At 44.3% G+C, this 14,536-nt stretch carries 17 protein-coding genes; all 17 read left to right on the forward strand.

Annotation, left to right across the window (positions count from 1 at the left end; translation table 11 throughout):
* Positions 1-255: 255 nt before the first annotated feature.
* The 17 genes from rpoE (at position 256) to H7708_RS05845 (ending at position 14,473) form a co-directional block, all read left to right on the forward strand.
* The gene (gene rpoE / locus H7708_RS05765) at positions 256-846 is read left to right on the forward strand and encodes an RNA polymerase sigma factor RpoE (protein WP_223669526.1); all 591 of its coding nucleotides are present in this window, start codon (positions 256-258) and stop codon (positions 844-846) included.
* A 212-nt stretch (positions 847-1,058) separates the two neighbouring features.
* Entirely contained in the window at positions 1,059-1,718 is a 660-nt protein-coding gene (locus tag H7708_RS05770; RefSeq protein ID WP_223669527.1) for a sigma-E factor negative regulatory protein, read from the forward strand.
* Between the two features lie 144 nt (positions 1,719-1,862).
* The gene (locus tag H7708_RS05775; protein ID WP_223669528.1) at positions 1,863-2,339 is read left to right on the forward strand and encodes a SoxR reducing system RseC family protein; all 477 of its coding nucleotides are present in this window, start codon (positions 1,863-1,865) and stop codon (positions 2,337-2,339) included.
* An 88-nt stretch (positions 2,340-2,427) separates the two neighbouring features.
* Entirely contained in the window at positions 2,428-3,726 is a 1,299-nt protein-coding gene (locus H7708_RS05780) for a Do family serine endopeptidase (RefSeq protein WP_223669529.1), read from the forward strand.
* A gap of 212 nt (positions 3,727-3,938) precedes the next feature.
* Entirely contained in the window at positions 3,939-5,744 is a 1,806-nt protein-coding gene (gene lepA / locus H7708_RS05785; RefSeq protein WP_223669530.1) for a translation elongation factor 4, read from the forward strand.
* The gene (gene lepB, locus H7708_RS05790; protein WP_223669531.1) at positions 5,744-6,646 is read left to right on the forward strand and encodes a signal peptidase I; all 903 of its coding nucleotides are present in this window, start codon (positions 5,744-5,746) and stop codon (positions 6,644-6,646) included. Before lepA ends, lepB begins: the two co-directional genes overlap by 1 nt.
* A gap of 55 nt (positions 6,647-6,701) precedes the next feature.
* Complete coding sequence (locus H7708_RS05795) at positions 6,702-7,097, forward strand: DUF4845 domain-containing protein (RefSeq protein WP_223669532.1); 396 nt, start codon at positions 6,702-6,704, stop codon at positions 7,095-7,097.
* Between the two features lie 16 nt (positions 7,098-7,113).
* Positions 7,114-7,809, forward strand: a complete 696-nt coding sequence (gene rnc, locus H7708_RS05800) for a ribonuclease III (RefSeq protein WP_223669533.1) — start codon at positions 7,114-7,116, stop codon at positions 7,807-7,809.
* A 13-nt stretch (positions 7,810-7,822) separates the two neighbouring features.
* Positions 7,823-8,746, forward strand: a complete 924-nt coding sequence (gene era, locus H7708_RS05805) for a GTPase Era (protein WP_223669534.1) — start codon at positions 7,823-7,825, stop codon at positions 8,744-8,746.
* Positions 8,746-9,465, forward strand: a complete 720-nt coding sequence (gene recO / locus H7708_RS05810; RefSeq protein WP_223669535.1) for a DNA repair protein RecO — start codon at positions 8,746-8,748, stop codon at positions 9,463-9,465. Before era ends, recO begins: the two co-directional genes overlap by 1 nt.
* 43 nt (positions 9,466-9,508) lie before the next feature.
* On the forward strand, positions 9,509-10,258 hold the full coding sequence (gene pdxJ / locus H7708_RS05815; RefSeq protein ID WP_223669536.1) for a pyridoxine 5'-phosphate synthase: 750 nt from the start codon (positions 9,509-9,511) through the stop codon (positions 10,256-10,258).
* Positions 10,240-10,629: a holo-ACP synthase gene (gene acpS, locus H7708_RS05820; protein WP_223669537.1), complete on the forward strand. Its 390-nt coding sequence runs from the start codon at positions 10,240-10,242 to the stop codon at positions 10,627-10,629. The genes pdxJ and acpS overlap by 19 nt, the downstream gene beginning before the upstream one ends.
* 52 nt (positions 10,630-10,681) lie before the next feature.
* On the forward strand, positions 10,682-11,413 hold the full coding sequence (locus tag H7708_RS05825) for a hypothetical protein (RefSeq protein WP_223669538.1): 732 nt from the start codon (positions 10,682-10,684) through the stop codon (positions 11,411-11,413).
* Between the two features lie 274 nt (positions 11,414-11,687).
* Complete coding sequence (locus H7708_RS05830; protein ID WP_223669539.1) at positions 11,688-12,401, forward strand: hypothetical protein; 714 nt, start codon at positions 11,688-11,690, stop codon at positions 12,399-12,401.
* On the forward strand, positions 12,398-13,078 hold the full coding sequence (locus H7708_RS05835; protein WP_223669540.1) for a hypothetical protein: 681 nt from the start codon (positions 12,398-12,400) through the stop codon (positions 13,076-13,078). The genes H7708_RS05830 and H7708_RS05835 overlap by 4 nt, the downstream gene beginning before the upstream one ends.
* Positions 13,071-13,280 (forward strand): DUF2235 domain-containing protein, encoded by a 210-nt coding sequence (locus H7708_RS05840; RefSeq protein ID WP_223669541.1) that lies wholly within the window; start codon positions 13,071-13,073, stop codon positions 13,278-13,280. Before H7708_RS05835 ends, H7708_RS05840 begins: the two co-directional genes overlap by 8 nt.
* On the forward strand, positions 13,268-14,473 hold the full coding sequence (locus tag H7708_RS05845) for a phospholipase effector Tle1 domain-containing protein (protein ID WP_223669542.1): 1,206 nt from the start codon (positions 13,268-13,270) through the stop codon (positions 14,471-14,473). The genes H7708_RS05840 and H7708_RS05845 overlap by 13 nt, the downstream gene beginning before the upstream one ends.
* The last annotated feature ends 63 nt before the right edge of the window (positions 14,474-14,536 follow it).

The following is a 14,536-nucleotide window of genomic DNA, read 5'->3' on the forward strand; positions in this document are numbered from 1 at the left end:
CGAATTTGGTACTTATCGGGAACTTTTCTGGTGTTAACCAGGTCAGTGTTTATCATTAGCTAGTGGAAACTTGTTGCGTTTCCTAGCACAATATCCAGTAACGTAATGCGGACTTTACCATAGTCACTTGTTTTCGGTTAGTTTTTTCTATACAACAAGGCATTAAAACAATAGATACAATATGATTATTTGCCCTGCAAATATAACAAGAACGGGGACAAACAATGAGAAGTGCACAACTAAGTAGAGGACAATATGTCTGAGGCTGATGTAGACTCAGAGTTAGTTAAACGTGTCCAGCAAGGCGATAAAAAAGCCTTCGATATGTTGGTCGTAAAGTACCAGCAACGGATCATGAATTTAATTTCTCGATTTGTGAGAGATCAGGACGAAGTCATGGATATCTCACAGGAAGCATTTATTAAGGCATACCGAGCGTTGCCGAATTTTCGTGGCGACAGTGCTTTTTATACCTGGCTATATCGTATTGCCATCAATACAGCGAAGAACTTTCTGGTCTCTCAGGGCCGGCGCCCACCTGGCAGCGATATTGATTCTACGGAGGCAGAGCAATATGAGGGCGGTGACGCCTTGCGTGATGGGGGGACTCCTGAGCGCCTGATGTTTCGAGATGAGATAAAGGACTTAATATACAAGACGATTGATGAGCTACCGGAAGATTTGCGTACTGCCATTATGCTGCGTGAAATTGATGGTTTGAGCTATGAAGAAATCGCCGAATCAATGGACTGCCCGGTGGGGACCGTGCGCTCTCGCATTTTTAGGGCTCGGGATGCGATTGATCAGAAAATTGCTCCTTTATTGGAGCAGGGGTGGCGTTCGTAAAAAAATTGTCTGACTTAAAACAACCTGAACAGACAAACTTTTTTACAAAAAACGTGAACTTTTTACTAGAACCCCAGTCAATTGGTAGTAAGTAGTGTAAAGCAAGTTTACAGAAAAATATTGAATAACGATAAAGTCAATGGTTTGCGATGCTTTGCCAGATTTAAGATCTGGCTGTCTTGAAGGCAAAGCACAACAGAGGTTAGAAGGTAATGAGCGATACAAAGCGTTTTGATAAAGAACTGTTATCTGCCTGGGTTGACGGGCAAGCACCGTCCCATCAGGATGACGATTTGTGCGAGGCTAGCCTGGAGCAGGGCAGTGAATCCATGTCCGTTTGGGCTCGTTACCACATGATTGGTCAGGTGATGCGCGAAGAAGCGCAGCATCTGGACTTGGATATTTCGGCTAAAGTCAGTCAGGCTGTAGCCGCTGAGCCGTCGCATGAACTTCCAGAGAAGGTTGACGGCAGTAACGTGATTCCGTTCCCTGGCCGTGTCTGGAAGCAGGTGGGGGGCTTTGCTATCGCGGCATCAGTCGCCCTGGTCGCTTTATTCAATGTTTCCAATACGCAAACGAACGTCGTGAGTAACCAGCCGCTGGCTTCAACAGCCAATGATTCAGAAGTTAGCGTCGATAGCGTGAATAATACCAAACCGGCGATTGCTTCAAATGTTGATCGTCAGGAATTGCAGAGAATGCACGACATGTTTTTAAAGCATGAAGCTCTAACTCGTCAAATTACCGGAATGAGCAGTTTGCCGACCGTCACTGTGGTCAGTAATCAGAAAGTGATACCGGTCCAGGTACCGATGAGAGCAGCAGAAAAGCAGAATACTGTAAAGGAGCAACCTGAAGAGTCGCAAGAGTAATAACAAGCCTATAAGGCAGATAATGGAGCGCTCTACTCAACGCTGCCCTCTTTGAGTAGGTTAAAAGACAATTTCGCGCTAGAATAAACCCATCGAAAGGTGGGTTTTTTTATGGTTATACTGAGCTGACTTGAGGCAACATTTATGTTTACTGAGATCGGACAAGTTATTGCGGTGGAAGGCGACACTGCCTGGGTACAAACTCAGAGCAAGACAGGCTGTTCGAGTTGTCAGGTCAGCTCAACCTGCGGTAGCGGCATTGTGAATAAAGCGTTCTCTCATAAAGTGTTTGTGACACCTTTAAAAAATAGTTTGAATGCCCATATCAATGATGAGGTCGAAGTGGGTATTCCAGAAGGTTTAGTGCTGAAGGCATCGCTGGCAGTCTATTTACTTCCGTTAATCTGTCTCATGCTTGCCATTGGCCTGTCTTCATTATTACTCCCTGAACTCACTGAGCTAGGCTCAATCATTAGCGCTATACTGGGTTTAACGGTAGGCTTCCTATTGGTACGATGGTTGGTTAAACGTCGTAATAACCAACAGAGACTGGAGCCAAAGCTTATAAAGATTGTAAAGAGGCCAATAGAGGTGACACAAATCGTAACATCTGATGACTAGATCTTGGCGAACTCGTGGGAACCTTCATAGAGCTTTTTATTCAAAGGGTTATAGTTATAAAAATCGTGATTGTGGAGATAACATCATTATGTTGAAGCGTTTTTTATCATTAACTGTCATTATCTGGATGACACTCCTGTCCTCAAGTCTTGAGGCAAAATCGTTTCCTGACTTTACGCAGCTTGTAGAAGAAGTTCAGCCGAGCGTAGTCAGTATTAAGGTCGAAGTTAAACGCTGGGGGCGGGTGGTTGGCCGCGGCGGTGGTTCAGGTTTTATCGTCGACGAAGATGGTTATATTTTAACGAACCATCACGTTATAGCTGATGCCGAAACTCCGGTGGTTAAGTTATATAATGGGCGTGAGTTTGATGCCGAGATTATCGGGAGTGATGCCAGCACCGATGTCGCGCTGCTGAAAATCGACAGTGACGAGTTGGACTTGAAAGCCCTCAAGCTAGGGAATACCCGTGATCTGAAAGTTGGTCAGTGGGTGCTTGCTTTCGGTGCGCCGTTTAATCTTGAGCAAACGGTGACGGCTGGTATCGTCAGTGCTAAAGGTCGTGGTGAAGTGGGCTCGCAATATGTTCCCTTTGTACAAACCGATGTGGCCATTAACCGTGGCAATTCTGGTGGGCCTCTGATTAACTTGGATGGCGAAGTGGTTGGCATTAATTCTATGATCTTTAATCCCATGATCAGTAGCGGCCTGTCATTCTCGATTCCTATCGACCTGGCCGACAATGTACGTAAGCAGCTGCTGAAAGATGGTAAAGTGAACCGTGGTTTCCTGGGCGTTACCTTTGGGCCGATCGATCAGGATAAAGCTGATGCCTTCGGACTGGACGATGTCAGTGGCGCGCTGGTGACCCGGGTATTGCCGGATATGGCGGCTGATAAGGCGGGCATTAAAGTTGGCGATGTGGTGATCGAGGTCGATGGCAAACCTGTTCGTAAAGCTCAGGATCTGCCTTTCTATATCGGGCAGATGCCGGCTGGGCAAGAAGTTGATTTAACGATTATCCGTAACGGCGATAAAGAAACAGTCGAAGTGACTTTAAGTGACGCTAACGGTCAGTTTGTTTCGAATGGCGGCAGCGCTGCGGGTAAGAAAGAGCTTGGGCTGGCAGTGACCGCATTAACGCCAGACTTGAAAGAGGCTACGGGGATCGATAAAGGCGTTATTATCCGCGAAGTTCAGCGTGATAGTCCGGCTGCTCGAGCAGGTTTACGTCAGGGTGATATCATTCAAAAACTACACCGTACGACGATCCGGAATATGCGAGACTTCCAGTCAGCGGTATCCTCGTTACCGGATGAAGGAAAAGTTGCTGTTCTTATCGTCAGGCAGGGAGTAGGTAGCGACTTCCTCGTTATTGAGTTAGATTAATCGCTTAGAAAACAAGGCCAGCTCTAACTTAGCTGGCCTTTTTCATGGATTCAGCTAAAATAGGCCGCTTAGTCTCTAACTAATTTCATTACACTTACATTTCAGCTGGCTCTTAATCTAAGAATACTGACAGGAAAAGAAATTATTACTTATAAATCAATTTATTAGTAATAAGTGCTGGCGTAAGAAACAAGGGTTTTAGCGGAACATATATGGCATATACCGATTATATTCGTAACTTCTCAATCATTGCTCACATCGATCATGGTAAGTCGACTCTATCCGATCGATTGATTCAGCACTGTGGTGGTTTAACCGAGCGTGAAATGGCTGAGCAGGTCCTGGACTCCATGGACCTTGAGCGTGAGCGCGGTATTACCATTAAGGCCCAGAGTGTAACGTTGAATTATAAGGCCAGAGATGGCCACACTTATCAGTTGAACTTTATTGATACGCCTGGCCATGTTGACTTCTCATACGAAGTTTCTCGCTCTTTAGCCGCCTGTGAAGGGGCTTTGTTGGTGGTGGATGCCGCGCAAGGCGTGGAGGCTCAAACTTTAGCTAATTGCTATACCGCGATTGAGCAGGATCTTGAAGTCGTCCCAGTACTGAATAAAATTGATTTGCCTGCGGCAGATCCTTTACGTGTGATGCAGGAAATTGAAGACATTGTGGGTATTGAAGCTATGGATGCGGTCCAGTGCAGCGCTAAGACGGGTATTGGGATTGAGGAGTTGCTGGAGAAAATTGTCAGTGACATCCCGCCGGCATCCGGCGATCCGGATGCACCGCTACAGGCATTGATTGTCGACTCCTGGTTTGATAACTACCTGGGCGTGGTGTCATTAGTTCGGGTAATGCAGGGTTCCATTAACTCAGGCGATAAAATGAAGATTATGTCGACGGCAAAGTCGCACGTGGTTGACCATGTCGGTATTTTTACACCAAAGCGTGAAGATACTGGAACCTTAAGAGCGGGCGAAGTGGGCTTTGTTATCGCCGGTATTAAAGATATTCAGGGTGCGCCTGTTGGTGATACTATTACTTTAGCAAAGGCTGCAGCAGAAGAACCGCTACCAGGGTTTAAGAAAGTAACACCGCAGGTTTACGCGGGCTTATTTCCGGTCAGTTCCGATGACTATGAATCATTCCGTGATGCTTTATCAAAACTCAGCTTGAATGATGCATCATTGTTCTTCGAGCCTGAAAACTCAACGGCTCTTGGTTTTGGTTTCCGCTGTGGTTTCCTTGGCATGTTGCATATGGAAATTATCCAGGAACGGTTGGAGCGTGAGTATAATCTGGATCTGATTACCACGGCACCAACGGTTATATACGAAGTGTTGAACACCGATGATGAGGTTGTTTATGTTGATAACCCATCAAAACTGCCACCGCTTTCTAATATTGCAGAAATTCGCGAACCAATTTGTGAAGCGAACATTCTGGTACCACAGGAACATCTCGGTGGCGTGATTACTTTGTGTGTTGAGAAACGTGGTGTGCAAACCCGTATGCAGTATGCGGGTAACCAGGTCTCTCTCACCTACGAAATGCCAATGAATGAAGTGGTATTGGATTTCTTTGATCGCTTGAAGTCGGTCAGTCGTGGTTATGCCTCTTTGGATTATCAGTTTAAACGATATAACGCGGATGATTTGGTGCGTTTAGACATTCTTATTAATGGTGATCGAGTCGATGCACTCGCGTTAATTGTGCATAAAGATCAGGCGCCATACCGAGGCCGTGAGTTAGTTGAGGCAATGAAAGAAATTATTCCTCGTCAGATGTTTGAAGTGGCGATACAGGCGGCGATTGGCAACCATATTATCGCGCGCTCAACGGTTAAAGCACTACGTAAAAATGTGTTGGCGAAATGTTATGGTGGTGATGTTTCTCGAAAACGTAAATTATTAGAAAAACAAAAAGCTGGTAAAAAACGTATGAAGCAAGTTGGAAAGGTTGAAATTCCACAGGAAGCGTTTTTAGCGGTGTTAAACGTAGGTAAGGATAAATAATGCCGAGTATTTATTATGACTTTGGGTTTTACCTTGGTGTGGCTGCGCTAGTTACCGGCGCGGTGACATTGTTAGATAAGTTCTGGTGGCAGAAGAAACGAGCAGAAGCGGGAAAAGTGCAACTGGATGAGAAAGGGCGCGAGAAATATCCGGCGGTTATTGATATTTGTCGTTCTTTTTTCCCGATTATTTTCGTAGTGCTGGTTTTGAGATCATTTCTTTATGAGCCATATCGTATTCCATCCGGGAGTATGAACCCCGGCCTTTATGATGGCGATTTCATTTTGGTCAATAAGTTTGCTTATGGTATTCGTTTACCTGCGTTTAATACAAAAATTATTGACGTCGGAGAGCCGCAGCGCGGTGACGTTATTGTGTTTCATCCACCCCATGAGCCACAGCAGGCGTACATCAAGCGGTTGATTGGTGTGCCAGGCGATCGTCTTGAGTGGGACCAGGGAGCCCTAACCATTATCCCGCAATGCCAGAATGCGGTAGATGTTGACGGTCAATCGTGTGATCCAATTACTATCAAGCCACAATTTGTTTCGGATAAAGTGGAAGACTTGGTACCTCAGGGGGAGCTGTTTAATACATATCAGGAGACGATAAACGGCAAAACCCATGAGGTTATCTACCTTAATGATGGTATCCAAAGCAACCGCGGGAACAGTCTAAACAAACGTTGGACAGAGGTTGTTCCGGAAGGAAAATACTTCGCTATGGGGGATAATCGAGACGGTAGCGCTGATTCGAGAGTCTGGGGCTTTATCCATGAAGAAGGGATTATCGGTAAAGCGGCTTATAAATGGATTTATATCAGCTTCACGGATGAGCCAGTTTTATTTGGAAAACATTTACCAAAAGGTATATCCTTTAGTAGAGCTGGTGCTATAGAGTAGTTGCTAAGTACCTGAAAAAGCACATAAGTTTGTATTTTTGAGGAGAATGGGGAATATGTTCGGTCAAAATAAGCTTAATAAGAAAGTCATGAATCGACAGTATCAGGGTGGTATGACAGCAGCGGGCTGGCTTATCATTATGTCTATCGTTCTATTTTTTATGTACTTAGCGATAAAATTGGTGCCTGCTTACATGGAGTTTTTTAGCATTAAAAGCTCGATAGAGTCCGTAGCACAGGAGACCAATTCAAGCTCCAGTAAGTCTGAAATCCACCGCTTAATTTCTGGTCGTTTCAGTGTGAATAATATTGAGATTATAAAAGTAGATGATGTCGAACTGAAAGAAATTACAGGTGGCAGGGCACTTTACGTGGAGTATGAAAGCCGCATAGCTCTATTTGGCAATATTAATGCCTTACTTGAGTTTAAACACGAAGAACCTTTAAATTAATAGTTATCAAGCTGAGATGAGTCATCGACAACAACAAATCGAACGCTTTTGCCGACATCTCGGCTATCAGTTTTCTGACCAACAACTAATAACGAAAGCGCTAACGCATCGTAGTGCATCGAATAACCATAACGAACGTTTAGAGTTTTTAGGTGACGCTGTCCTTGGGATGGTGATTGCTAAAGCACTTTTCGCTAAATTTCCGAAAGTTGATGAAGGTCAGTTGAGTCGCATGCGCTCCAGTTTAGTCAAGGGTAAAACCTTAGCTGTTATCGCAAAAGAGATCGATTTAGGAGACTATATTACGCTGGGTGAAGGTGAGCTGAAGAGTGGAGGTTTCCGTCGAGCTTCTATTTTGGCGGATGCTTTTGAGGCCGTCATTGGGGCAGTCTATCTGGATGCTGGCTTTGAGCAGACTAATCAGTTGATACTACAACTTTATGGTGATCGGCTAACAGAGATGAATCCTGCTGATGCGCAGAAAGATGCCAAAACTCGTTTGCAGGAACTGTTACAATCTCGCCGATTGTCATTACCCGAGTACGAGTTATTGAGTGTTTCCGGTGAGCCACATGAGCAAACGTTCGAGGTGGTCTGTTTCATCTCCGAAAAGTCAATAAAAACACTGGGTAAAGGCAGCAGTCGCCGTAATGCTGAGCAATTAGCAGCCGAGAAAGCTTTAGGGCAATTACAACAACACCTCGCTTCTTAAATTGAGTTTTGACATGAACCAACCTTCCGATAATCAGACAGAGCAACCATTCCGTTGCGGTTACGTTGCCGTCTTAGGTCGACCTAATGTGGGAAAGTCGACTTTGATGAACCACATTCTTGGTCAAAAAGTCAGTATCACTTCTCGTAAACCACAAACGACACGTCACCGAGTTTTAGGAATATATACCGACGATGAAGCGCAAATCCTGTTTGTTGACACTCCGGGGCTTCATAGTAAAGAAGATCGCAGTATTAATCGTTATATGAATCGGGCTGCATCAAGTTCCATGACCGATGTCGATGTCCTGTTATTCGTGGTAGACGGTACCCAGTGGACTGAGGATGACGAACTGGTTCTGGAAAAACTAAAGCAGGCGAAGGGTAAAAAAATTCTGTTTGTAAATAAGATTGATAAGGTGACAGACAAAGAGTCACTACTGCCACACATTGCTCATATCACTGACAAGTGTGAGTTTGATGCGGTTTTTCCTGGCTCCGCTTTAAAGGGACAGAATCTGGATGAGTTAACCAAAACGTTAAAGCAGTGGTTACCAGAAGGAGATTTGTTTTACCCCGAGGACTATATTACCGATCGTAGCGAGCGCTTTATGGCAGCGGAACTGATACGCGAAAAACTCATGCGCTCTTTAGGTGAAGAAATTCCTTATTCTTCCACCGTTGAAATTGAGCAGTTCAAATTCAATGAAAAGGGTATCTTAATGATCAGTGGATTGATATTGGTCGAGCGCCCGGGGCAGAAAGCGATTATCATTGGCAAGAAAGGTCAGCGTCTAAAGCAAATCGGTCGTGATGCACGGATTGAAATGGAAGAGCTGTTTGACTGCAAAGTATTTTTAGAGCTTTGGGTCAAAGTCAAAGATGGTTGGGCTGATGATGAGCGAGCATTAAAATCTTTGGGCTATAACGACTACTGATGAGCCAGAATGAGCTGTCACAGGCTTTTGTTCTTCACTCCAGGCCCTTTAAAGAGTCCAGTCTTATTTTGGAACTCTTTACCCTGGAAGATGGGCGATGCAGCGTGCTTGCGCGTGGTGTCAGGGGGAGTAAGAAGAATAACAGGCGGGCACTTTTACAACCTTTCCAGCCACTGACACTGAATTGGGCTGGGCGCAGTGAGCTGAAAACCTTAAACCAGGTTGAAGCTTCAGGTTCCAGTATCACGCTTAGTGGCATTTCCAGTTTATCCGGTCTGTATATGAATGAGTTATTGCTAAAGTTGTTAACCCAGTGGGATCCCCATCCGGATACTTTTGTAGTATACCAAAAGTCGTTATATCGGCTCGGTTCAGAGCCGTCCGCCGCTGTCGTATTGCGCGAGTTTGAGTTGGAGCTATTAGATGAACTGGGTTATGGTATTGACTGGTTCAGTGACATCCATGGTGATACTATCGAGGAAGCTTTAGATTATGGCTTTCTCCCAGAGCAAGGATTTGTCCCGGCTATTCAGGCTCCTAAGGAAGCTTTAAAAATAACCGGTAAACATATTCTGTCGATTGCTAATCGTCAGTGGCAACATTCAGGCAGTTTAGCTGCGGCCCGTAAAATATGCCGTAGCATGATAGATCCCTTGGTTGGTTTTAAAGATCTCAATAGCCGTAAGCTTTTGCAACAAACACTTGCTATTCAAACCTAGGTTTCATACCCTTTCGTCTAGATAATTTGTTATGGATAAACCGATGAAAAATCCAATTTTATTAGGTGTTAATATCGACCACATCGCAACGGTACGAAATGCTCGAGGCACTAATTACCCGGATCCGGTGCAGGCTGCATTCACGGCCGAACAGCATGGCGCAGACGGTATTACGGTTCACCTACGAGAAGATCGTCGTCATATTACTGACAGAGATGTGGAACTGTTGGCTAATACGATTCAGACGCGAATGAATCTTGAAATGGCGGTTACGGAAGAGATGCTCGCTATTGCTGAGCGTATTAAACCGACTTATGTCTGCCTTGTCCCTGAAAAAAGGGAAGAGTTGACCACAGAGGGTGGTTTAGATGTTAAGGGGCAGGAGAGTAAAATTAAAGATGCCTGTCAGCGAATGGCGGATGCAGGCATTCAGGTGTCATTATTTATTGATGCTGATGAAGCTCAAATTGACTCTGCTGCGCGAGTTGGAGCGCCACTGATAGAGTTGCACACAGGGCATTACGCCGATGCTGAAACCGAAACTCAGCGTGCATTGGAGTTAGAAAAAGTTCGTCGTGGCGTGGCGCATGCTGTGGGCCAAGGTATTCATGTCAATGCTGGTCACGGACTTCACTATCATAACGTTCAGCCAATTGCCGCGATCAAGGAAATTATCGAGCTTAATATTGGTCATGCCATTATTGGACGTGCGCTGTTTAGTGGTCTGGATAAAGCAGTCGCAGACATGAAACAACTGATGCTGGAAGCGCGCCAATGGCCATATTCGGCGTAGGCACTGATATCGTGAGTCTGGAGCGAATTGATCGCTCATTTCAGCGCCATGGCGACAAGTTTGCTCATCGGATCCTGTCTGCGGCGGAGCTGGAAGAGTACCATCAGAGAAAAAATAAGCAGGCGTATCTGGCCAAGCGATTTGCTGCAAAAGAGGCCATCAGTAAAGCGTTGGGTACGGGAATGCAAAAGGGCATCGACTTTAAACAGTTGGTAATCCTCCGCTCTACCCTAGGGAAGCCTGAGGTGACATTAGAAGGAGCGGCTAAAGCATGGGCACATCAACATCATATTGATATCATTCATGTCAGTATCAGTGACGAGCGAGATAATGCACTGGCATTTGCTGTTGCAGAAATTACAGCTCCTTAGTTGATAAATTGATAAGACGGAAAATACCATAAGGACAGTTTGTTGTAATATTATGAGTTCAATTGATTATCTCTCTCTCATTGGGCAGTCAGCTTCCAGTCAGAACGTTCAGCACTTTTTTAGCCATCATGGTGTCGCATGGGACTCAGTGATCATTTATAAAGGAAGTGGTGCAACACTGGGTAGCCTTGAACTTTATGATTGTGCCTTAGAAGTGGAGTTTGTTAAACAGTTGTCACCAAAGTCAGCGGTGGTTAATCAACCTCGAGATTTTGTTGTTAGTGGAATCACCCTAGTTAATCATACCGTGGCGACTAACAAAAAAATTGGTCCGGTTATTGATGGTGTAACTCTGGACGGAAGTTTTGAGGAACTTACGCGAATTTTGGGTAACGATTATGGACAAAATCGCCAGCAGGGAGCTTATTACTGGAAGCGTGGAGAAACGGCTATCGAAGTCGGTTACGAAAGTACACGCAACGAAATTAGTTACATCTATTTGTCTGCTGAAACACCAGAAGTTAATGCGGTAAAAGAAGTCGTTGAGAATTTCAGTGACGGTACTTTGTCAGAGGGTGAGACTGAACAACTGGGTATTGAGCCTCGTGATATTCCATATGAAGATACCCCACAACCTTCAGGGTATGATAACTTGCCTGTGGTTGAGCGGGACTCAGGTAGCAGGTTTGGCGTTATGGTAGTGCTCGCTATGATAATCGCTGCACTTTTCTTTTATGATGAAATATCACAAGTAGTCATGCAGCTTATTGAATCTTTACTCTAAGAAACAATTTTTTGGGAACATAAGAGCAACAACATTGTTGAAGTGGAATCACGTCAAGTTTTAGTGATTTCAGTCACTTGCAGTAGTTACATCAATAGGCATTTTCAAATAAATCTTAGTTTGTTCTGTGAAGCTCTTCACGTATCTTATAAAAGAAAGTCGTTACTCTCAAAATTAAAACCGAGTCTTTATATCGCTAGGCTTACTTCTATTTAGCTTATAAGTATTTATGGGTCATTGTTGAAACTCAGGAAATAAGTAAGAGCATTGAAATATGGATAGCCCCAAACATAAGTTCTCCCTGTTGATATTTTCTTTTGTGTTGATTATGACGGTCATTTTGTCGGTCTCTGCTTGTTCAGAGTTAGGGCCAAAAGCGGATGGTAGTCATTTTAATTTTGGTGCAGGAAACCGCTCTGAAACAAGTATTATTCTTGAAAAGGTTGTTGTGGATGGTCACTGGTACGCGCCTTCTACAGGAACATACGGTTGTAGCGGAGGTAATCACGCGCTTGGTACTGGCTCCGTCTCCGTCTCTAAAAGTACACCTGCGCCACAGGAAACTATTGAGTTGCAATGGTATTCATGGAAGGAAAAAGCTCGGATGAAGGTCAAAATTGAGTTACCAGATAAAAAAATGATAAACCAGTTACTACTCAATCCTCCTTGGCCTAAGAATAAATATGGAATTGATAAATCTTACTTTATTATCGATTTTCGTCCGAACCATAAAGTCTGGATAAAACTGGCCGATACCGCCCATCCAGATTCTCAGGAGCAGGTGATGATTTTAGCCGAAGGACAGGGTTATAAAATCAATGAAGAAGTGACCCGTTATCGTCACTTTAAGGAGGGTAAGGATTATGAGTTGGATTGTGTTTCATACAGGAAAGAAACAGAAAGGTTAGGCGGTTATTCAGCTTCACTGGAAGTCTATGACCGCTGGTATTCGGGCGCACCACAAAACAAGGAGTTAGAAAACGAATGAGAAAACTATTAATAGTGGTATTAAGTCTGTTAGCGGTATCTGCTTGTTCTGAGCTAGGGCCAAAAGCGAATGGTAGCCACTTTAACTTTGGTTCAAACAGTAATGCAGAGGCGAGTATTATTTTAGAAAAAATCATTGTCGATGGTCAATGGTACGCGCCTTCAACTGGGGTAGTAGGTTGTGGCGGTGGCAATATTAACGGTTCGCGCAGAACTGGTTCAGTACCCAATGATACGCCTGCACCACAGGAGTTTATTGAGCTGCAATGGTATTCATGGCAAAAAATGGCGCGTATGAAAGCCAAGGTTGAACTACCGGATAAGCAGATCATCAATCAATTACTGATCAATCCCCCTTGGCCCAAGAATAAATATGGAATTGATAAGTCTTACTTTATTATCGATTTTCGTCCGAACCATAAAGTCTGGATTAAGTTAGCTGATACCCCATCACCGAAATCGCAGAAAGAGGTGATGATTTTAGCCGAAGGACAGGGTTATAAAACTGACGAAGAAGTGACGCGCTATCGCCACTTTAAAGAAGGTGAAGACTATGAACTGGATTGCATTGCACACCGGAAGCGAGTGGAAGAGCTTGGCGGTTACTCGACATCACTGGAGGTGTATGACCGCTGGTATCCAGGGGCACCACAAAACAAGGAGTTAGGTTATGAATAAAAAGCGACAAAGCCCCAATCGCTTACCCAGCACATGCCCTTGGGTATTGCGCGTTGGTGTCTTTTTTGATGGCACGGGTAATAATAAAATTAACGATATGGCGAAATGTAAAGCCTCTAATATTGCGAAGTTATCAGAGTGGTATGAAAACAAAGATGATGAAAAGCAAATTATTAAATATAAAATGGTGTGGGAACCGTAGATCGCGCAGGAAATGAGTTGGCGGGTTTGTCGATGGGGCGAGGAGGTATTGAGCGGACACATGAGGCGATTAAGGAAGTCGCAGAGTTTTTTGATGAAACGCCCTGCGCGAAAGAGTTTATTGTCGATGTTTTTGGTTTTAGCCGCGGCGCGGCTCAGGCGAGACACTTTGTCAATGAGCTGCATGATCGAGCGGCAGGCCCTGATGTGAAGGTAGGCTTTGTCGGGCTATTCGATACGGTAGCCTCGTTTGCTTTAAGTTATAAGGGGCTAGCGGGTTATGAGGATGACACTGGCGTTAAGGATGGCGCTGGCGATAATATTAATCGCTATAAGGTTAAAAAGTACAAGGGCACAAAACGAGAAGTGGCCAACCCTTTAGACGGCATGGAAATTGAGGTACCCTACTTTGAAGAATTTGTTAAGCCGTTTAACTTTCATTTAAGTGGTTCTTCTGCTGAATACATTGAACAGCTGGTAGCCAGAGACGAGATCCGCGAGAACTTCCCGCTAACGAGTCTCGAACCTAAAGATAGTGGGCGTTTAAAGCAGCAGACGTTTATTGGAGTACATTCGGATATTGGAGGTGGTTACAGTAATGAAAAAGAGGATTCCGAGGTTGAAAATTTAATTGTTAAGATCAAAACATTTGATAGAAGTTATTATGACCTAGAGATTGTTGAGCATCTTACTTCTTCTGAGCTGGAAGTGATCAAAACGGAGTATGAACAACTTGGCTACACACTTTCAGAAAAGCATCATAATGGTAGCACTTGGCTGTATGGAACCAAAAGCGTACAAAAAGAATTGTCCAATGTTTATTTACATTTAATGCATCGTAAAGCAACGCTTGCAGGCGTCCCTTTTGCCACTCTACCTGCTGGCCGTGACTATAATGTTCCAGATGACTTAAAGGATTATGCTGATTCGGTACTTGAGAATAAACCTTACCCCGCAGATAATGAGCGTTATATTTATGCTAAATACGTCCACCAATCTTATGTGGAAGTAGAAGATCGCGCCTCAATTTTTAGGATTAAATCGCACTTTTCTGATCGCTCTAATATCCCTGAAGCAGGTGGTGTTAGGACTGTCTATCAAAACAAACCTGAACTGGCTGTCCTGCCAGAGGCTAATGATAACGATAAGGCGGATGGTGCGGAGATTGACACCGAAAATTTAACCAGCAGGTAGAAAAACATGGTTGAGTTGGAAAGCTTAGTCATTTGATGAGCTCGCTCTCCAAGCTACATGCCA

Origin of the sequence: Kangiella shandongensis, assembly GCF_020005365.1 — a bacterium.
Taxonomy (GTDB): domain Bacteria; phylum Pseudomonadota; class Gammaproteobacteria; order Enterobacterales; family Kangiellaceae; genus Kangiella; species Kangiella shandongensis.